The organism is Gilvimarinus chinensis DSM 19667, assembly GCF_000377745.1.
In the GTDB taxonomy this organism is placed as follows: Bacteria; Pseudomonadota; Gammaproteobacteria; order Pseudomonadales; family Cellvibrionaceae; genus Gilvimarinus; species Gilvimarinus chinensis.
This window is the reverse complement of the sequence record NZ_KB898706.1, coordinates 1,017,233-1,037,959: the sequence shown is the minus strand read 5'-3', so window position 1 is coordinate 1,037,959 and position 20,727 is coordinate 1,017,233. Positions and strand designations below refer to the sequence as shown.

Annotated in this window: 15 protein-coding genes; 3 read left to right on the top strand and 12 right to left on the bottom strand. The window is 51.4% G+C overall.

Going from position 1 to position 20,727, the window contains the following annotated elements; translation table 11 throughout:
- The first annotated feature begins 24 nt into the window (after nucleotides 1–24).
- Nucleotides 25–1,227 carry a sodium/glutamate symporter gene (gene gltS / locus D568_RS0104830; protein ID WP_020208449.1) on the top strand — a complete coding sequence of 401 codons (1,203 nt, stop codon included), beginning with the start codon at nucleotides 25–27 and terminating at the stop codon, nucleotides 1,225–1,227.
- Between the two features lie 16 nt (nucleotides 1,228–1,243).
- Here gltS and betT read toward each other — a convergent pair whose 3' ends face one another.
- The 4 genes from betT to D568_RS0104810 form a co-directional block, all read right to left on the bottom strand.
- The gene (gene betT / locus D568_RS0104825; protein WP_020208448.1) at nucleotides 1,244–3,250 is read right to left on the bottom strand and encodes a choline BCCT transporter BetT; all 2,007 of its coding nucleotides are present in this window, start codon (nucleotides 3,248–3,250) and stop codon (nucleotides 1,244–1,246) included.
- A gap of 106 nt (nucleotides 3,251–3,356) precedes the next feature.
- On the bottom strand, nucleotides 3,357–4,271 hold the full coding sequence (locus D568_RS0104820) for a Gfo/Idh/MocA family protein (RefSeq protein ID WP_020208447.1): 915 nt from the start codon (nucleotides 4,269–4,271) through the stop codon (nucleotides 3,357–3,359).
- A 24-nt stretch (nucleotides 4,272–4,295) separates the two neighbouring features.
- The gene (locus tag D568_RS0104815) at nucleotides 4,296–5,063 is read right to left on the bottom strand and encodes a TIGR01458 family HAD-type hydrolase (protein WP_020208446.1); all 768 of its coding nucleotides are present in this window, start codon (nucleotides 5,061–5,063) and stop codon (nucleotides 4,296–4,298) included.
- A 63-nt stretch (nucleotides 5,064–5,126) separates the two neighbouring features.
- Entirely contained in the window at nucleotides 5,127–5,669 is a 543-nt protein-coding gene (locus D568_RS0104810) for an NUDIX domain-containing protein (protein WP_020208445.1), read from the bottom strand.
- A gap of 108 nt (nucleotides 5,670–5,777) precedes the next feature.
- On the opposite strand from D568_RS0104810, the gene D568_RS0104805 reads away from it, so the two are divergent.
- The gene (locus D568_RS0104805) at nucleotides 5,778–6,770 is read left to right on the top strand and encodes a Gfo/Idh/MocA family protein (protein WP_020208444.1); all 993 of its coding nucleotides are present in this window, start codon (nucleotides 5,778–5,780) and stop codon (nucleotides 6,768–6,770) included.
- 110 nt (nucleotides 6,771–6,880) lie between these two features.
- Entirely contained in the window at nucleotides 6,881–8,167 is a 1,287-nt protein-coding gene (gene aroA / locus D568_RS0104800; RefSeq protein WP_020208443.1) for a 3-phosphoshikimate 1-carboxyvinyltransferase, read from the top strand.
- Nucleotides 8,168–8,238: 71 nt separating this feature from the next.
- Here aroA and D568_RS0104795 read toward each other — a convergent pair whose 3' ends face one another.
- The 8 genes from D568_RS0104795 to D568_RS19295 all read right to left on the bottom strand — a co-directional run bounded on the left by D568_RS0104795 (nucleotide 8,239) and on the right by D568_RS19295 (nucleotide 20,479).
- On the bottom strand, nucleotides 8,239–9,123 hold the full coding sequence (locus tag D568_RS0104795; protein WP_020208442.1) for a putative porin: 885 nt from the start codon (nucleotides 9,121–9,123) through the stop codon (nucleotides 8,239–8,241).
- Nucleotides 9,124–9,511: 388 nt separating this feature from the next.
- A complete protein-coding gene (locus D568_RS0104790; protein WP_020208441.1) occupies nucleotides 9,512–13,612 on the bottom strand; it encodes a PVC-type heme-binding CxxCH protein in 4,101 nt (1,366 codons plus the stop codon).
- Nucleotides 13,613–13,638: 26 nt separating this feature from the next.
- Nucleotides 13,639–14,541, bottom strand: coding sequence for a nucleoside hydrolase (locus tag D568_RS19300; RefSeq protein ID WP_020208440.1), 903 nt, complete (start codon nucleotides 14,539–14,541; stop codon nucleotides 13,639–13,641).
- Nucleotides 14,542–14,554: 13 nt separating this feature from the next.
- Nucleotides 14,555–15,823, bottom strand: a complete 1,269-nt coding sequence (locus tag D568_RS0104780) for a cellulase family glycosylhydrolase (RefSeq protein WP_020208439.1) — start codon at nucleotides 15,821–15,823, stop codon at nucleotides 14,555–14,557.
- 1,006 nt (nucleotides 15,824–16,829) lie between these two features.
- On the bottom strand, nucleotides 16,830–17,648 hold the full coding sequence (locus D568_RS0104770) for a putative porin (RefSeq protein WP_083915296.1): 819 nt from the start codon (nucleotides 17,646–17,648) through the stop codon (nucleotides 16,830–16,832).
- Between the two features lie 165 nt (nucleotides 17,649–17,813).
- Nucleotides 17,814–18,668 carry a putative porin gene (locus D568_RS0104765; protein WP_020208436.1) on the bottom strand — a complete coding sequence of 285 codons (855 nt, stop codon included), beginning with the start codon at nucleotides 18,666–18,668 and terminating at the stop codon, nucleotides 17,814–17,816.
- A 204-nt stretch (nucleotides 18,669–18,872) separates the two neighbouring features.
- On the bottom strand, nucleotides 18,873–19,442 hold the full coding sequence (dcd, locus tag D568_RS0104760) for a dCTP deaminase (protein WP_020208435.1): 570 nt from the start codon (nucleotides 19,440–19,442) through the stop codon (nucleotides 18,873–18,875).
- A 134-nt stretch (nucleotides 19,443–19,576) separates the two neighbouring features.
- On the bottom strand, nucleotides 19,577–20,479 hold the full coding sequence (locus D568_RS19295; protein ID WP_051084003.1) for a lytic polysaccharide monooxygenase: 903 nt from the start codon (nucleotides 20,477–20,479) through the stop codon (nucleotides 19,577–19,579).
- Between the last annotated feature and the right edge of the window lie 248 nt (nucleotides 20,480–20,727).

Here is a 20,727-nt window from a genome sequence, read left to right as displayed (position 1 = left end):
TACTTTCTGCTGCTAAGGAACCGCATGCAAAGTCTAACGTTACCGCCCCTACCCACCCTGACGCTCAGTATTCTGGTGCTGTTTTTAGGCCTTTACCTCAACCGCCGCTTTGCCTGGCTGGAGCGCAGTAATATTCCGCCGTCCGTAACCGGCGGCATAATCTTTAGCCTGATTACCGCCTCGCTGTATTTTATGGGCGATGTGCAAATGTTGTTCGACATGCAAATACGCGATTTTTTGCTACTGGTGTTTTTCAGCACCATTGGCCTCTCGGCTAAACTTAATACCTTGAGCGCTGGCGGCCGGGCACTGGCCAAGCTGGTGGCCATTGCTGCGGTGTTTTTGCTGGTACAGGATATCACTGGCGTATTGATTGCCTGGCTGTGGGGCGTTCACCCCGGTTACGGTTTAATGGCAGGCAGCGTCTCGTTTGCGGGTGGGCACGGCACCGCTATCGCCTGGGGGCAAGAGGCTGAAGCAGCAGGGTTACTGCGCGCCGGCGAGTTAGGCATTGCCTTTGCCACTTTTGGCCTGGTGATGGGCGGCATGATAGGCGGGCCTATAGCTCGCTTTTTGATTCAAAAAAACCAGCTTTACAGCAGCGATGAAACCGCCCCTGAAATTGCGTTTAACGCAGCCAGCCCTGAAACCAGTGATCCTTATAGCCTGGTTAACCTGCTGCGCACCATTTTTGTGTTGGCTTTGTGCATTCAGCTGGGTCGCTTTGCGAACGACCTGTTAGCAAACTACAACATTTTATTACCAGGATTTTTAACCGCGATGTTTTCCGGCATCGTTTTAACCAATGCCGCCGACGCCTGCAAAATGCCGCTAAACACTGTCAATATCAGCAAGTTTGGACAGGTCTCGCTCAGTTTGTTTTTGGCCATGAGTTTAATGGCCTTGCAGTTGTGGTCACTGGAGCGCGCCTTTACCCCCATTTTATTAGCCTTGGCGGTGCAAACTCTGGTAATGACTCTGTTTGCGCTTTACGTGGTGTTTCACTTTATGGGGCGCGATTACGATGCCGCGGTTATTACCTCGGGCTTTGCCGGTTTGGGGTTGGGCGCAACGCCTGTAGCAATCGCCAACATGGATGCCATTACGACTCGCTTTGGCCCCTCGCAAAAAGCGTTTTTAGTGATCCCTTTAGTGGGCGCGTTTTTTATCGATATTCTTAATGCCGCGGCGATTAAGTTCTTTATTGGCGTACTGGGCGGCTGGTAGCCGCCCCACGTGAAAATTAGCGCACAGCCGAGAGAAAGTACATGTGCTTTTCGTACTGGTCGAGCACATCAGCAATGACTTGCTCTTCGCTCCAGCCCATAATGTCGTAATCCTGCCCGCCTTCTTTTAGATAAACCTCGGCGTGGTAGTAGCGTAATTTTTCACCGCGATTAGCGCGGGTATCGCGCATAATAAACGCCGGTGGCGAATAAGGTTTGGCGTGTACCGAGTAGAAAAAGTCCTGCTCTGTGCCGTGATTCACTTCAAGCCACAAGCGGTCTTTTTCATCCCGCCCTACTTCAGCCTTTACCCCCGCCTTTTCCAACTGGTCGGCCACCCGTTGCAATGCAGTCTGCACGGTGGAGTCGATAAACGCTAACACATCCTCTCGCCCGGGCTGACGTACGATACGCGCTAAGCGTTTTTCCCACGGCACCGGGTTCGTAGCTACGCGAGGTGCCAACATGGCTTCTTTTAAACTGGTGCGTTTTACCAGCTCCAGCCGCAAGGCTTTTAACAAGCCCCAGCACATCAACAGCATGATGATGGCGAACGGTAAGGCGCTGGCAATGGTGGCGGTTTGCAACGCCGTTAACCCGCCTGCCAGCAGCAATGCGGCGGCAATAACACCCTCAGTCACTGACCAGAAAATGCGCTGCCACACCGGCGTATCCTCATCCACCCCGCCAGAGGTCAGCATATCCACCACCAAAGAGCCGGAATCCGACGAGGTCACAAAAAAGGTCACAACGAGTATGGTTGCCAACAGGGACGCAATCGTACTGAAAGGCAGGTATTCAAAAAATTGAAACAGTGCCAGAGAGGTATCCGCCGCAACCGCATCCGCCAACTGGGTGATACCTTCATCCAGAATCATATGAATACCGGTATTGCCGAAAAAGGTCATCCACATAAAAGTAAAACCGACTGGCACCAGCAATACGCCCACCACAAATTCGCGAATGGTGCGGCCCTTTGAGACCCGCGCGATAAACATACCCACAAACGGCGACCAGGCGATCCACCAGCCCCAGTAAAATAGCGTCCAGCCCCCAATCCAGCCGGAGGGTTCATAAGCGTATAAATTGAATGTGGTTTCAATCAGGCCCGACAGATAATAACCAGTGTTTTGCACGTAGGTTTGCAGCAAATACTCAGTGGGCCCTGCTATCAGCACAAACACCAGCAGCAGTACCGCCAAAATAAGGTTTAACTCTGACACCCGGCGAATACCGCCATCCAGCCCCATTACCACCGAAATGGTGGCAAATACGGTGATAATGGCGATAAGGCTAATTTGTACCCAGGTACTGATTTGAACATCAAATAAATAATTGAGCCCTGCGTTGACCTGCATCACGCCAAAGCCCAACGAGGTGGCAACACCAAAAATAGTGCCGAGTACCGCGAAAATATCCACCGCGTGGCCAATGGGGCCGTAAATACGCTCTCCAATCAGCGGGTAAAACGCCGAGCGAATCGTCAGCGGCAACCCCTGACGAAACGCGAAATACGCCAGAGACAAAGCAACCACCGCGTAAATGGCCCAGGCGTGCACGCCCCAGTGAAAAAACGTAATGCGCATCGCCTCGCGGGCCGCATCGGCACTGGCCGGGTCCGCCACCGGCGGGGTCATGGTGTGCATTACAGGCTCCGCCACACCAAAAAACATCAGGCCGATGCCCATACCGGCAGAGAACAGCATGGCAAACCACGAGGTGTAACTATAATCCGGCTCGCTATGATCGGGGCCCAGCTTAATCTTGCCAAACCCAGATATGGCAAGGCCCACCACAAAAATCAAAAAAAGCGCAACCGCGAGAATGTAAAACCAGCCCGCTGATGTCAGCACCCAGCCTTGCACCGCGGCGAATAGGTTTTCGGCCCTTGTGGGCATAATCACCGTAAACAACACAAACAAAAAACACAGACCTCCGGCACCGATAAACACCGGCGGATTTACTTTAATCCAGGGCTTGGGTTCTGAGTCGGTCTGTTGCGGCTGTGCGGGCGAGTCGTTCATAGCGGCTCCTTTGCCAGAGTTTGGTTAGTTGTGACTGGTGTTTACTTATCTGTGACTATAGTTCAAATTGTATTCGAGTCTGAAAGCGATGTTTGAAATGGCGATTTCAACCACGGGTATGCTCTTCACTAACCTTTATCACCAAGGCTTCGCACAGCTGGTGCAGGCGCCGCAGTTGATCCAGATAGGCGGTATCCGCCTGCCCCGTGCGTAGCTGGGTTAAAAAATCCTCCAGCATCGAGACAAAGCCACGCTTAAACAACGTGTCTTGCCAGTCGCCAAAAGTCAGCTCACGAGTTTCGTTATTCGCGCAGTGCGACCCCTGGCGCAGGTTTTCCACATGCCAGCTTTCGTTTGTCGCGCTGTAGTCCAAACGCTCAAAGGTGCGGCCGCACAGACGGTTCATCGCGGCGCTTAAGCTTTGGCCAGCGTGTGACCAACTCACCTGAATGTGAGCGAGTAAGCCTTGCTCGTGGCCGGTCATTACCTGCCAATTGGCCGCCGGAAACCCGCCCGCATGGCAAACAAAATCCAACACGTGAATGAAATCGTCGTAAATAAACTGGCGCGCCTGTGCAGGCAAGGCATGGCGATTTTTTTGGTAATGGATACTCAACGGTCTGGCAGCCAGAGCACCTTGATACAAAGGCGCATAGCGACGATTAAAACCGCAGAATAAGGGCAGATTTTTGCGTGCTGCCAGTTCGATGACCGCTTCGCAATCGGCCAGGGTGTCGCTGACAGGCTTATCAACAAAGACTGCGATACCCGCTTCCAACGCCTGCATGGCTAATGCTGCGTGGGAGTCAGTACTTGAGTGGATCATAACGGCGTCAGGCTTACTGCAGAGCAGCTCGCGGTAATCGGTGTAGCGTTCCTCTACCCGGTACTGACTACCCAGTTGCTGTAAAAGCTCAGGTTTACGCGTACACAACACAGGCGTAATAGCAGGATGACGACACACCAAAGGCAAATACGCTTTTTGGGCAATATCACCCAAACCCACTGACGCAATACGCATAACAATCTCGCAAATCCGGCCAGTTTAAAGGAGCGACTCCAACGCAGCAACGCTGTCTAGTACCGCAAAGTTGCCAGCCACGCGGTTTTCATCACCCTGCTGGTACTTACCTGTGCGCACCAATGCCGCTTGCAAGCCCGCCTTCAAGGCGCCTTCAACATCACCCAATATGTCGTCCCCCAACATCAAGCACTCGCCGGCTTTGAGATTTACAGAACTGACCACTTGAGCAAAAAAATCGGCGCTCGGTTTTCCCATAATTACGGCGCGGGTATCGGCGGCATAACTCAGTGCGTGAATAAAAGGCCCCGCGTCCAGCAGCAATTGATCGCCATCGCTGAAATAGCGGTTATCGCCAATGCCAATCAGCGGCTTACCTTGCATCAGCAAAGCAAAGGCGCGATTAAGAGGGGCGTACGTCAGTTGCTCACGCGCATCCCCCAGCACCACGCAATCGGGCTCATCCGTTTTATGCGGCGTTTTATAGAACGCTTTATGGAACAAGGGCGCGATGGACTCGTGCACTAAAGCGAAAGGCGTTAAGCCGCGCTGCTGAACAAAACCTAAGGCCGCATCGGGCGCTGTGAATAATTCTTGTGAATTTACCTCAAGCCCGAGGGTTTTCAGCTTGGCAAGAATCTGCTCGCGAGATTTGGTCGCAGTATTGGTAACGAAGCGTACCGCCAGGCCGCGCTTGCGCGCAGCTGTGATTGCATCATTAGCACCGGTAATGACCCGGTCGCCGTTATAAAGCACACCGGACAAATCGAAAAACACCGCGCGGATAGCCATGCACCACTCCTCTTGTTACCTCACCCACACCGACGAGATTCCCTAATATGTATTACTGCGTTATTAAGAGAGATACCCCTTCCGATGCAACCAACCCCACACGTTGACGGTGGTAGCATCGCGTATTTCTCCCGCCTCGATCATGCGCTCCACCTCGGCCAGCGTAAAAGGCTTAACGATTAAGTCCTCTTCTTCGGCATCAAGCTCCCGCGCCTGCTGGCTTAACTCCTCTGCCACATAAATATGATACCCCTGATTGCAAAACCCGTAGGCCAAATACTGGTAGGCCAGTTGCGTCATTTTAGCGGCGACCAGGCCGGTTTCTTCTTTTAACTCACCGGCGGCCAAGTCTTCGGGGGCAGCATCCGGGTTTTGCTCCCAGGCGCCCTGCGGCATTTCCCAAAAGCGTCCGCCCACGGTATAGCGGTACTGCTGCACTAAATAAATATGGCCGTTTTCAATGGCGGCAATGACCGCAAAGTCCGGTTTTTCCACCACGCCATAAATGCCCTCGGCCCCACTGGGGCGGCGAATTTTATCTTCGCGTACCCGCATCCAATAATTCTTATAGACCTCTTGGGAGTCCAACTGCGTGATTTTGCTCATAAGCTTTGACCACTGCTCGGGTAAATAAATGATAAGAATTCACGTTGCTATTTGACCGTAGATTAGGCTCTACCGCAAACTGATAAAAAATGAATAGGAGAGCGAACTGTGACCGATCCAACCATCCGCTGGGGCATTTTAGGTGCCGGTGTTATTGCCCATAAAATGGCCGAGGCCATTAACCTTGCCAAGGACAACCAATTATTAGCGGTTGCCTCACGCACCCCCAACAAAGCCGACGCCTTTGCGGCTGAATACGACATTACGGCCGAAACCTATGAAAGCCTGCTAACGCGAGATGACATTGATGTGGTCTACATCGCCACCACCCATAACTTTCACGCTGACAACGCCTTGCTGGCTTTAGAACACGGCAAGAATCTGGTGATCGAAAAACCTTTTACCGTCAACGCCGCTGAAGCCCAAGCCATTGTCGACAAGGCGCGAGCCACGAAATGCTTTGTCATGGAAGCCATCTGGACGCGTTTTCTGCCCAGCATGCTCTCACTGAAAGAACACATCAGCGAAGGCGCCATCGGCCAGGTGAAAGCCGCCCACGTGACCTTTGGCGGTATTGCGCCCGATCACTACCGCGGTCGGCTGTACGACCCGGCGGTGGCCGGTGGCGTCACCCTGGACATGGGGATTTACCCGGTGAGCATGCTGTGCGCGGCATTGGGCAAGCTGCCCGAGGTGGTGAGCGCCCAGTGCGTATTTACCGACACTGGGGTGGATGAGATCACCAGTTTTCAGCTGCGTTTCCCAGGCCCCGTACTGGCCACCGTCAACACCAGCTTTAACCTGATGCTGGGCCAGGAAATGACACTGTACGGCGACGCCGGGACCCTTGCCTATGAAAACTTTCAGGGTCAAAGTGAATACACCCTGAAACAGATTGAAGGCCGAGAATACACTCATACCGGTACAGTCGGTGCCGAGAACGCCGAAAACGGTTTTGTCCATCAGGTGGAAGAAGCCGCCCGCTGCTTGCGTGCAGGCCTCGGCGAGAGCCCGATTATTCCACTGGATGAATCCGTGGCCATCATGAAAGTCCTGGATCAGATACGCGCCAAGCTCCCCCTTCGCTACGATTTCGAATGACCCAACCGTCGCCGGGCGTCCGCCAGCAGACGCCCGGCATCATCGTTGCCATGGCACCACCGGCAAGCATTAGGTAAAATGCCCGCTTTTTCCCGTTGCGAGCAAGATTCATGGAAACCCTGACGCTTAAACCCATCAGCACCGTTCGCGGTGAAGTGACCCTACCCGGCTCGAAAAGCCTGTCAAACCGCATACTGCTGCTGGCGGCTTTGGCCAAAGGGCAAACCACCATCACCAACTTGCTCGACAGCGACGACGTGCGCCATATGCTCACCGCGCTCAGCGCTTTAGGGGTTGACTACCAACTGGCCGACGACCGCCGCACCTGTGTGGTGACAGGCCTGGGGCGTGCCTTTAGCGTCAGCGAGCCGCAAACCCTGTTTTTGGGCAACGCTGGCACCGCCGTGCGCCCTTTAACCGCAGCGCTGGCTATCAGCGACGGCACCTTTACCATCACCGGCGAGCCACGCATGTACGAGCGCCCCATCGGCGATTTGATTGATGCACTCGCCCCTCTGGGCGCGGACGTAACCTACCTGAAAGACGACGGCTTTCCCCCACTGGAAATTAACGGCAAACCCTTGGCGGGCGGCGAAGTGTCCATCAAAGGCAATATTTCCAGCCAGTACCTTACCGCGCTGCTGATGGTGGCGCCGCTGTTTACCGGTGACACCCAGATTAATGTCGAAGGCGAGTTGGTATCCAAGCCCTATATTGATATTACCCTGGACACCATGGCCAAGTTTGGCGTACAGGTTGCCAACAACAATTACCAGTCGTTTACCGTTACCGGTGGCCAGCAATACCAAACACCGGGCGAGATTATGGTTGAGGGGGATGCCTCTTCCGCGTCTTATTTTCTGGCCGCCGCCGCCATCGGTAAAGGGCCTGTGAAAGTACACGGTACCGGCAGCGCCAGCATTCAGGGCGATGCGAAATTTGCCGAGGTACTTGAGCAAATGGGGGCCAAGGTCACCTACTCGGATATGTGGATTGAAGTGGAAGGTACAGGTGAATTACACGGTGTGGATGTCGACTTAAACCACATTCCCGATGCCGCCATGACCATCGCCACCACCGCGCTATTTGCCGAAGGCGCTACACGCATCCGCAACATTTACAACTGGCGTGTGAAAGAAACCGATCGCTTAGCCGCCATGGCCACCGAGCTGCGCAAAGTTGGCGCCGTGGTTGAAGAAGGTGAAGACTATATTCACATTGAACCACCGGAAAAAATGACCTCGGCGGCGATTGATACCTATAACGATCACCGCATGGCCATGTGCTTTTCCCTGGCAAGCTTTGGTGATGCGGATATTATTATCAATGACCCCAAGTGCACGTCAAAAACCTTCCCCACTTACTTTGATGAGTTTGCCCGCATCAGCCAGGCTTAAGTCACTTTAAAGAGATTAAGAAAGAGGGCCAGCTGGACTGGCCCTCTTTTATTTAACCTACCTTAATACGCTTAAAATCGCGTACTAACACCCACAGAAAACCCATCGCCACTTTGATAACCATAATCTTCTTCAAACTCAATATAGCTGGCCTCCAGCGCTATTGAATCCGTTACAAACTTTTTCAAACGAATTTCGGAAGATTGATTATCTGCATAGCTGGCACCAAGGCTCAGAGTTTTATTGAGGTAAAAATCAGCCCCAATCTGCCAGTCGTTGTAGCCATTATCAACAAAATAAGTTCCTTCTACATTTAGCGCCCTATCACCGCCAAGCTGCCATAAATACTTACTGCTAATCGCCGCCTCGCCCGCGAACAATTCGCCATCGCCCCCTTCACCAAACTGAGCCGCCAGCAACCAGCCCTCTAACGGCGTCACACCGACAGAGGCAGACCAGTATTCATGCGTACTGGAAGATTGCGAAAAAACAGGTTCCCCGCCCACAGACCTTTTTGACTCATAGCTCCGGTCCAAGTATTGATAACTGCCCGCAACATACAACCAAGAGTCGGGCAAATAGTACTCAAATCCGAGCGTTGCTTTATTATTCTCTATGGAACGGCCGTATTGTGTAGCCATGCAATTCGATCCCGAGGCACACACTCGGTACTCGTAATAATAATCCGAACTGTATTGCTCATTGGCCAGGTCAATTGAAACATTACTGGCACGGGATAAAAAAGCCGCCTCAGCCAGCGGCCCTTTATCGGTTGTCACTGGACTCAGGTAATAGGCGCCCCACAGCTTATAGTCGTCTCCATCGCCAACAACGACGGAATCATAATCCTTACTTAGGTAGTCGCCTCCGACTTCCCACTGATAGGGAGCTGCGGCTGCGGGAAGAGAGATAAACGCGAGCAGGGCTAAGGGTTTTCTAACGATTTCAGATTGCATTTCAACTCCTTGATAAGATAACCCCCAATATCCAATGGCTACTGTCTTATTGTATGAATGGCAGCTTCGCCACCGTGCATACGACTCGCGAGTTACGCAAAAGTTGCACAGACTCTAAAACTGCAAGGTGTTTATAATTTAAATGTGGATGGTCGGTACAAGGAAAGCAATTTGACGGCAGCTCAGCACCACGCCCAATTTGCACATAGAAACGACTAAGTGAATGAACGTTTAATTTCTGTATGAGTGCAGTGGATGAAGCGCGCTCTCTAGCGCGCAATAGCCAGAGGGAAAACTTATCCTGCTTTTAATAGGCTGCGCTTGCAATCTGTCCCACAGTAGTTATTGATGCACCTGCTGGGGCCAGAAAGTCTTTACCCATGGGTGGCTAGGGGTATTTCTGATTTAGCTCTGGCGCCAACCAAAAGCCGGTTTTGTCGGCCGTTTCGGCGCGCACTTTTTCAACCTGCTCTGGGGTAATGGCTGAAGCGCTGTTGCCAAACGCGTTGCGCACATAGGTCAGCACCGCTGCCATCTCCTGATCATTGAGCAAACCTTTAAACTGCGTCATGGGCACATGACCTGGGTAGTGACGACCGTTAACGTCAATTGGGCCTGTCAGACCGTTGAGCGCAATATCAATCAAACGCGCGGGATTACCTGTCACCCACTCGGTGCCAGCCAAAGGCGGGAACTGCGCCGCCGGCAGACCATTACCATCTTCCTGGTGACAGGTTGCGCAGTAACCTTCGCGGCGGTAGATTTCACGCCCCTCTTCCCACACAGCGGCTACCTCGGGCGGCAAATCGCGTTCTTGCTCTTCGGACTCAACCGCTGGCAAGTCCACCTTGCCCCCCCAATAAGCGGCGGCCTGCAGATACGCCTGACGGGCCCAGGCATCCACGGGCTGCTCGGCCGCTTTTTGCACCACCTGCAAGGCGCGCTTATCGTTCAACCAGGTAGACGCTACGACCGCTTCCAAACGCACACGTGGGTGCTTATCGGCGGCGGCTTGCAGCAACAGAGCCCGGGTATCGTCGAACTGCTCGCGGTGATAACGCAGCGCTTCCACAGCGGCGGCGCGCACTCTAAAGTCATCGGCTTCAAGCAGTGAGCGCACCAGGCCGGTATCCAGCGAGCGGTTATCCAACCACAAAGCTTCAAGCTGACGATACTCATTCAACTCGCCAGCAGTGCGCAACGCTAAGAGCCACTGAGCGCGTTGCTGGGCCACTTCATGAGCCGGCAGTTTGCGCAGTTCGCGATAGATGCGCATACGCTGATGCCAGTCAGCCTTGGGGAGCATGGTTAGCAATTGCTCGGGCGACTTAGTGGTCAGATCCGGTACCGGCGACAACTTACCTTTTTTATGGGTAATGCGATAAATACGACCGTGCGCATGATCTCGCAGCGGGTCGCGAGCATTGTGCTGCATGTGGCCGATCAACTGGTTGTGCCAATCCACCACATAGAGCGAACCATCCGGGGAGAAGTCCAAATCCACCGCACGGAAGTTCGGATCGCTGGATTTAAATAAATCCATCACGAACTTACTGGTGTAACCCGCGCCGTCGTCGTTCAGACGGTGCTGTTTGGCACCCAAAAAGCCGATGGAGTTGTTGAGGATAAAGTCGCCCTGCACTTCTTTGGGGAAGTGATCACTGGAGACAAAAATCAAACCCGAGGTCGGGCGCACCCGATGATCAGACTCAATCAATGATTCAGTGCCCACGGTCAACTGACCATAATGAGTGGCAAGTTCAACCGGCAGCATCCAATGCATATCCGGGTTGGAGGTGGACAAGAAAAAGCCCTGCCCCCAGCGATCGAAAGCCACACCCCAGGGGTTGGGGATATGGGTTTGTACAATGCGCTCCAGTTTATGGCTGCGCGGCTCAAAACGATAAAACCCACCGTTTACCGCACGCACTGGGCCATAGGCGGTTTCCACATTGGTGTGCAAAAACACGCCCTCGGCGAAAATCAAACCACCCCAGGGGTCGCGGGTAAATGCGCTGATGGCATGGTGAGTATCGTGAGTGTCAAAGCCACTCATAATAATGTCGCGCACATCGGCGCGATCGTCATTGTCGGTATCGCGCAGACGCACCAGGTTTGGCGCCTGAGATACAAACACACCTTCGGGCGTCAGCTCAAAACCAATCGGCAGATGCAACTTGTCGGCAAACACGGTTTCTTTATCGGCTTTGCCGTCGCCGTCGGTGTCTTCGTAAATCAGAATTTTATCGTTGGGCGCTGGGTCGCCGGGGCGATAGTGAGGGTAGCTCGGCATTACCGCGACCCACAAGCGCCCCTTACCATCGAAAGTCAGCTGTACCGGGTTCGCCATATTGGGGAACTCTTTTTCCGATACAAACAACTCAATTTCGTAACCTGGGGCCAGGCTAAAGCGCTCTAACGCGTCCCTACCGTACAAATACTGCTGCTCGGCACGCTCGGGCGCATTGGTTTGCACCTCTGGCAAGGTCACGGTTTTGGCATCAGCCGCTTGTCTATCAAAACGCTTACCTTGCACCAGCGCCCAAATTTCCGCCTGGCGGTTTTGCGTTAACTGCCAGGTTTTTTTCTTTTCTGCCGGATAGTTGTCGGGGCCGTATGGCTCAAAGCGACGACCATCAACATGCACACCATTGGGCATTTGGTAATGGTTAAACCAGTGGACGTTTTTCTCCACCACCAGTGACACCAGCTCATCGCTCGGGGTCTGACCTTGATCGGCCATTAACTGCTGCGCCAACTCAGCCGCTAAACGCTCATAACCCTCTTGGTTTAGATGCGCACCATTAACGGTAAGCTGCTCGGTCGACTCAACAAACCAGCGACGTGTGGGGGTATAGATATCGATAAAGTCCACATCGGCTTCTTGCGCCACTTCGGCCATGGCCTGAGTGTAAAGCGCAAGGTTGCGGTTTTGCTCTTTACCCTTAGGCAGATCGTGATCAGCGGACAAATCCTGGAAAGCGATGGGCGAGACCAAGACTAACTCAGGAGCACTTTTGCCGTTGTAACGCTGGGCGCGGGTGTGCTTGATGTAAGCGCGCAGCTCTTTCTTAAAGCGCTCTAGGCCCTCGGGGCCATCGAACGACTCGTTAAAACCAAAGAAGGCAAAGATCTTGTCGGCCTCGATTTTCTCCAGCCATTCATCCGGGCTTGGGTGAGTACCCACGCCACTGTGCTCGGCAAGCTCCGGGTAAAGCTCTGCCGCTTCTGGGAACAGCCACTGAGTATCGCGCGAAGGGTGAGGACGGAACACAGGCGTCATGCCCGGACGCGCCAGGTTGTGAATGCTCAGGTTCTTACCGGCATTGCGGGCGTATAGCTGACTTTCGAAAAAGCCGTAATGCAGCATCCGCTCGGCCAAACCATTGCCGACAATGGCAACGGAATCGTCTTTATCAAATTCAACATCAACCTCGCTCGCCAGCTTACTTTTGCTTAACCACTGAGCGTCTTCTTCGCTGAGGATAGCGCGACCGGAACGACCTAAGGCAAAGTCGTCGATAGTCAGACCGCGTTTAACAAAATAGTCTTTGTCCTGAAACCCGTAAAAAGAGGGTTCAAAACGATCAATCGGTGTTACATCGGCCTGTTGGGGCACATCGTAACCCAGCAAGTGATAAGCGGCGTTGACGACCAGGCGGCGCAGATTTTCATCCACTAAATCGACAGCGGCACCGGCAGTAGTGGCAAAGCACACCCCCTCTTTGCCATTGGGCGCAGGGTAAGGCTTGAGCCAAGCCAGCGGCATCATCGGGCTGTTCAACTCACCTTCTACCGCAGGCGACTGTGGGTCGAGCGACTCGGTCACGGCACCGCGCAACAACACATCCGCTTCAACATTGTTTAGGTGTTCAATGCCGTAAATATCCGAGTAGGTGAAAAATGGCTCCACACCATTGAGCAGAGGATGGTTCTTTTGCGCGGGATTAACCACCGAGCGACCGCCCTGAACTTTGTGTTCTCCGTGATGGTTCAACCAGTTTTCACCCACGATTTCGCGACCAAAGTTTTTCCAGTCGTAACCGCCATACTCTTCGTCGTTGTTAAACGGATGCGTGGCGGTGCGCAGGGCGATAATCGGCTTGGCCGCGTTGAGATAATCCAGCACCGGCAGCATCTGCTCCTCGGGCAGCTTGCGCCAGCGCGTGCCCAGCACCATCAAGTCAGCTTGCTTCAGCAGCTCCATACCGGGAATGTTGTAAATGTTGTTCGGGTCAACAATACCCTCATCGTTCTGTGCAAACAGCACAGTGGTTTTAAAACCGTGCTTTTTGCTGAAGATTTTGGCAAGCATCGGCCCCCACTCTTCCGAGCGATACTCTTCATCTCCGGTTACAATTACAATGTGCTTGTCTCGGTCCAGCTTTTCCTGAGGCTCAAATACCAGATAGGGAAGTCCACCGGCTTTCGATTGAACAACAATCGAAAGTAAAAAGGTTGCTAGCAGTGTGGCCGTTATTCTTTTCATTGCCCTGTCCTATAATATTTACGCGTTTATTTTTGTAGACGATCTTCGATACTTTGGTAAAGGTCTTTCAGCAAAAACTCATTATCCACCTCGGCATACACCCACAGGTTACTATTCGGGTACGCAGAGATCTTTTTCTTCGTAAACCTCTCTGGGTATTGCACCGCCTGAATTAAAGCGACATCCCATAGTATGCGCTGGTACTTTCCGCCATCTCCATGCTCTCTCCAGCGCCGAATCAAGTAATCACCAAGCTCGCCTTTGCCTAAAAAATGTTGTTTAGCTTTTGTGAAATCGGCCTGGTAAGCCCCCAGACTGCTCACCGGAAGAATATGCAATTGCACTTGCGAATCGAGCAAGACATCAACCGCTTGAGGGTCCATCAGAGGGTTGAAATCTAAAAACTCTAATCGGTTAGAATCAGGGGACAAGGTCGTACCCAACCAATAGACCTCGATCTTTGAGGCTATTTCTGGGGCAATAAGTAAAGCGGAGGCGATATTGGTTAGCGCCCCTAAGGCGATAACAGTAATCGGTTCATTGCTTTTAGCCTGCTGCGCAAGCCCAATTAAATGGTGGCTAGCGGAAGAGTATATCGCTCGATCTTCTCCCCAATCGAAGATTCTGCGATGCGCCCCGCGCAAAACTTTTACGCTTGATGGAAACTCCAGATAAGCCGCCATCTCCTGGTTCATCCGAAAGCTCTGCTCCATGGTATCCGGGGAGGCCCATTGGCTTGCCTGCCACTGTGCGGCATTCAACGCGACGATATTCCAACCCGGCACAGAAAACGCCTTGACGATTGCATAAGGGTCATCCACTTCATTAGCCGTATCCGCATCGAGAACAACCGTGCGTCCCCAAGCACTAACACTTATACCCAATACAATGAACAACCATAATGTAGAAATGTATTGCAACGGTCTCATAGAGTATCTCCAACTAATGCTGTGACTTGATCACTGTAACGGGAACAGACCAGCTCAGATTCCCCATCTCGCTCGTCAGAATAAGCTCTCCCTGACCTGGACGTTTCCCGGTAACAGTGCCGTCGCGGGAATTTATGAGTAAAGTTTCTTCATCCCCACTCCACACGACAGAATAATTTTTGTTATGGGCATTCACTGGTGCGATTAAAGCGGTATAGCGGGCGGTTTCACCAACTTCGACAGTGGCGTTTTCTAAGTGTAGATAGACGCCGGACACATCAACTTTTCCGTCCGGGTAAAATGAGGCGGGACGCTTGGAGGTTTGCATCACGCTGTTTGGACTCATTGCTACTATTTGAGCACCTGGCTCGTGGGTCCAACGACCAAATCGCCCCTGCTCAGAAATGTCGAAATAGAGGTATTGATCGCAATCGCCATTTTTCATTCCACCCCAGGACCAATTCAACCAACCAATATCCGCATTCTGCAGAATCTCCATTCCCTCCAAATAAGGCAAAGGTTTGGGGTTCTCACATTGGCCCACACGGGTCACGGATGGACCCTCCCCAATAATTAAGGCAATGGAGTGCTGGCTGGCGCTAGCGGCGGCAAGGCGATAATTTTCCAGTGCTTGCTCTTGCGGCCAATAGGAATGCGCCGAGAAAATAATATTGTGCAAGGGATCATGCTCGATCAGTTGCGGCGCGGTACGGATCAACTGTGAAATATCCTGCCCCCAGACGGCGGCATCTACCATAATAGGAACGGTATAACCCCGCTGTCGTAGTTCGGAGATTGCTTTTTTATACGTTTTCACAAACTCCTGGTCATTAATATCATGGGCACCGGCCTCGTTTGCAATGTTAAGAATCGCCCATCGTTTCTGGCTTTCAATCGTCTCAAAAACCACTGGGTCTTTCCAAAAATCAACACACTTTTGTAACTCTTCCCCCCATTTACCCGTCGCATCATGGCATTCAACTACCGGTACCATCTTGTGCTCTACGGTGCGATTGACGAGACTTTCAAGATCGTCTGTGTTTGCGTTTTTATAACTCCACACTAGGCGTAAGGTATTTGCGCCCGACTGAGCAATCTCGGGAATCAATCGTTCACCGGTTGGATCGGTTGACCAGACAAACATCTCATTAAAGCCGCGCATAACAAGAATCTCTCCTGAAGCGGTTTTAATCTTGCCATCGTCTACATAAATGGTCTCTTGCGCTAAAACCGTTGCGGCACATGTCAGCAAACCCAACAGTGCCAGCTGAATAACTTTCATGCTCTGGTCTCCTAAACTTTTACACGCACGGAGTGATATTTTCAGTCAACACTGTCTTGTCAGCTCGCCTATCACCTTCCATTGACTCACCCAAAAGGCTTTCAACGTAAATCTATTTTGTATCGAGGGTGATCGCCCCGATAGATCCAAAACAAAAACAAGTACTGACGATACGATGCCGAACTAGGCTCCGATACTCACTCACGATACGGCGTATGTTTGCTCAATTGCTGTTACTTTATTATGTGAAACCCGGACGATTATTTGAAACCCGGGCGATTATTTGAAACCCAAGCGGCCCGGTAAATCAGCCAATGTAACGGTGGCAATTCGGCCTTCATCTAAAACCAACATCCAAAACCCAAGTGTTAGCAAAGTGATATAACTCGTTACAACCACTGGCATGAGGACGCCCTACGACCACACTGGTCAACCATTTATGAAAAAAACTAAGTGTAGGAACTTAAGCTGGTACAAGGGCTGCACCGCTAAAGTCACAAGCTTTGGGCAAAATTGCTATTATTATCAAACCGTGCACTTTTCGTGATTGGAGAACCAGGCCAGGTAACACCGTTAACATTTCACGCTCGCTCCACCCTCACTCCATTATCATTAGCAATACTCATATTGTCCATAGGACCATTAAGCACACTGAGGATAATTGACGCTACTTAACCAAACTTAATCAGCTCTAATGTTCGCGCTATACACCTATTCCCAATCAACTCGACATCTATCTTTAGAGCCAAGTACACCAGGTAACAAAAGTATCATCTCTCCACTACTCTCGAGCCTTTGCGCTCAGAGAGGGTAATGAAAGCGGGGGTGGAGAGGCGTATGTTATGTTTTCTTCAGGACAGCATTGTCAGCTTCGACACAAGTTATGTGACCACCAAGGCCAGCAAGCCTTACTAAACAAAAAGACCAGCCTTAGATAAGGCTGGTCTGATGGCAGTCAAACAGTGAGCCAGCAGCGAGCAGCAGCTGGCTTTTTTAGGCTGTCAATCTAAAACCGAGTAGATACCCTTACCTGATAGGCATCGCCATCTTCGTATTCGTAATAGCTGACATCCACACTGATAAAATCAGTCACAAAATAGCGGGAGCGCCACAGATAATCGTCGTTGGTCGCAAGCCCGCCGCCAATGCTGAATGCCTGGGTGAGATAATAGTCCCCTGCCAGCATCCATTCATCGTCCTCGGCATACTCATAAGCAAGCTCAACATTGATCGCCTGGGTATCCGATAAAGACGCAACGTATTTAGCCTCGACATTCCAGTCATTTTCCCCCAGATCATTTTCTTCGGAATAACCGGTCGAAACCCGAAGTCCGGCAAGCGGTGTAATCCCGATCTGAGCACTCCAACTGTTGCGATCAAAACTCGCTTCGCGATCATCGCGCCAACGGTTATCGGTTTGCTCATAAAAATACGTGGTCTCAACAAATAGCCAGCCCGCCGAGTACCAGCTTCCGGTCAGCAGAATTTTATCTTCCAGATACTCGTTATGACAAAGGCCGGTTGCATCCAGCCCGCAGGGATATTGGTCCGAATCATCCCAGCGCCTCGCACTTAAGCTCACCGAGCTTGCACGCTCTAAAAACGCGGCTTCGGCATAGGGGTGGTCAGATTGCCAAACCGGGGTAAAGTAATAGGTTCCTTTAACACCGTAAGTTTGCGCGGGCTCGGGATAAAGGTCGTTATCTTCGCCGTACCAACCAGAGAGTTCAAATTGGTACTGACTGTTGGCGTTTATCATTCTTAAATCCGCCCACACCGGAACGGATGTAAACGAAAGAAGTACTACGAGAGGTAGTTTTTGCATAACAACTCCATGTGGTAGGGACTCTCCTGACGACGTACTATGATAATTAGCGACTAGGTTTTAGCGAATCGAAACAAGCCTGCGAGCACCTGGGCAAGGCGCGATATATTGACTAGAAATGTAATAAATGTTGAATAAAAGCCGACTCGCGTCGGCTTTTATCGATTAGAAGCGAGCGCTGAGCCCAACAGAGTAGGTATCAATATCCAGAAAATCCCTTTGCTCACTGTATTCAACATCAAGACTCAACGCCTGATTGAAAAAATAACGTGAACGCAGGGTATAATTGTCACTTGAGTTAAACGTACCACCGACGCTAAAAGCTCGACTGAAATAATAATCGCCGCCTACAATCCAGTCGTCATCATCGGCTATGTCCGGCGCATCTTTATAATAGGCGTAGCTTGCTTCAAGGTTAAGCGCCTGTCCGGATGTAAAGGGAATAACGTACTTACCACTGATGTTATAGTTATCGCCGAACAAATCATTACCCTCGGCAAAACTGGTGGTCAACAGCATATTTTCCATGGGCGCAATACCAATAGCCGCAGACCAGTAGTCATTATTCGAACTAAAGGTCCTTCCGTTGTACTTATTCTCGTTATCGCTATACGAATAGCTGCCCTCAAAATAGAAAATATCCGCAACATAAAAGCCGGTCGTCACACCAGCGCTGGAGCCTTCCTGACCCGTTCTGCATGAAGTTCTGCCTGTCCCACTTGCAGCGCTCACACAGGCAGTCTTGGTTTCATTCTCACCGTAGCCTCCACCCAAGCTGACAAACCCGGCGCGCTCCATAAACGCCGCTTCAGCGTAAGGGTTATCTTTTAGTTGCACAGGCGCAAAGTAGTAGGTTCCGTCCACAGAGTAGTTATTAGACTTCGTAATAAAATCCGCATCACTGGTGGAATAAGTTGCACCGAACTCAAATTGATAGCTGTTGTTTGATGCATTTTGAGCCTCGGCGAAAGCTGCCAGGCCAGATAAAGGTAAAACCAAGAAAAAGGGAAGTTTTGTCATACTGACTCCTTGTGAATTGACTTGCTCTCCGTACATTTATTTTTAGGCGATTGCGCCGCGAAGCAATCGCAGCGATAAAGATTACCAAAAAAACAATTTAGTTCAATAAAATTAATATCGGCATTACACGAAAAAAAGCCACTCTATTCAGCGGCTTTTTCAACACATTACTTTTCGCAATTGAACCGACGCAGTAGGCCGCAATCAGGTTTTCGGCAAGGTCACTCCGCGCTGCCCCTGATACTTACCGCCGCGATCTTTGTAACTGGTTTCGCAGATTTCATCGGATTCAAAAAACAGCATTTGCGCCACCCCTTCATTGGCGTAAATTTTTGCAGGCAATGGGGTGGTGTTGGAAAACTCCAAAGTCACATGGCCTTCCCACTCGGGCTCCAAGGGTGTCACATTGACAATAATCCCACAGCGGGCATAAGTGGATTTACCCAAGCACACGGTTAACACAGAACGGGGAATGCGAAAATATTCTACGGTACGCGCCAGTGCAAACGAGTTGGGAGGAATGATACACACGTCGCTTTTGACATCAACAAAGCTGTTTTCATCGAAGTTTTTTGGGTCCACCACAGAGGAAAACACGTTGGTGAAAATCTTAAACTCGTCAGCACAGCGTACGTCGTAGCCGTAGCTGGAAGTTCCATAAGAGACTATGCGTTGCTGTTGCTCATTGTAGCGAACCTGTCCTGGCTCAAAGGGCTCAATCATACCCTCCTGCTCTGCCATGCGACGCATCCACTTATCGGATTTAATGCTCATTAACGCTCCCCTGGGGCCGATTCATAGTCAAAAGATGGGGCCGCATCATAGCGGTTTTTCGAGGCAGCGGAAACCCATAAAAAAGCCCCGACAGCAAAGCTACCGGGGCTAATCGTCATGAGAACGATAGAGACTTAATTACCAGAGCAATTGCCTTGGTTGATCCACACATCCCATTGGCCGTCATGGTCCGTTGGCACGTCACCACGGCTCCACCACTTGGCTTCAAAACGGCTATTGTTGTAGCGGACTTGATCACCCTCGGTATAAACCTCAGCCGCATCCCAGTTAGGCACGCCCACACAAGTGTTTGTATCGGTCGAACTGGAACTCGAAGAGCTCGAAGAGCTGACCGATGAAGAGCTTGAAGAGCTACTGGAAGAAGAGCTGCTACTGCTTCCGTCACCGTTAAACATCACATCAACACAGGCGTAAAAGGCTTCTGGACTATCAGAGCGCTGCCATACGGCGTAAACAACATGACGACCCGTGCGCGCAGGCAAGCTTACCGTGTGCGACGGATAAAACTCAGCGGCCTCCGGCGGGGTTTCAACCAGCAGCTCAAGATCACTCCAGGCTAAAGGCTGTAAAGGGTTATAACCAGGCTTCGTAATGTAATAACGATAGTAAGCAGTGGCATGGGCTGCAGAGTTATACCAGGTAAAGGTTTGGTTTCCATTGACAGGCGTGGCCACCCAATCGTTACGCGCTAAATCCATACCGCCGAAAGTATTTGGGTCGCCACCTGAACACAATTGTCCATTAGGCACTACCGCGGTGTGATTACCACCGGCATTACCCTGACGAATACCATTCCAGTCGTAAAACTGCTGGCTACCACTTTCGGCCTTGGCTGCAATACAGGCATCAGACGTTAATGTCTCAGGACCTTCCTCTTTACAGTTCCAGACACGGCTTGCCGGAGATGTGATAGTGCCGTGTGCTATTGCGGTATTCGTTGCCGCAATGCCCGCAAGCGAGAAGCAGCCGATCAATGCCGCTTTAAACGTTTTTGTTTTAAACCACTGAGCTTTCATCCTATTAACCCTCTTGTTGTGGATGGTTGTTTGACAGGAATTACACGCCAGACAGACAACGTTGTCTAAGTCGAGCGAGACGAGCAGGAAAGCACCCACTAATCGCCAATCTCTGCAATTGAGCACCACCTGCCAGACGCCAAGCATCAAACCACATGGGTTATTTTCTTACAACACACCCTACTTTTGGTGTTAGTTACTAACAGAATGCTTATGTTTTATCTTGTGTCAATGCGTAACATTGTCGC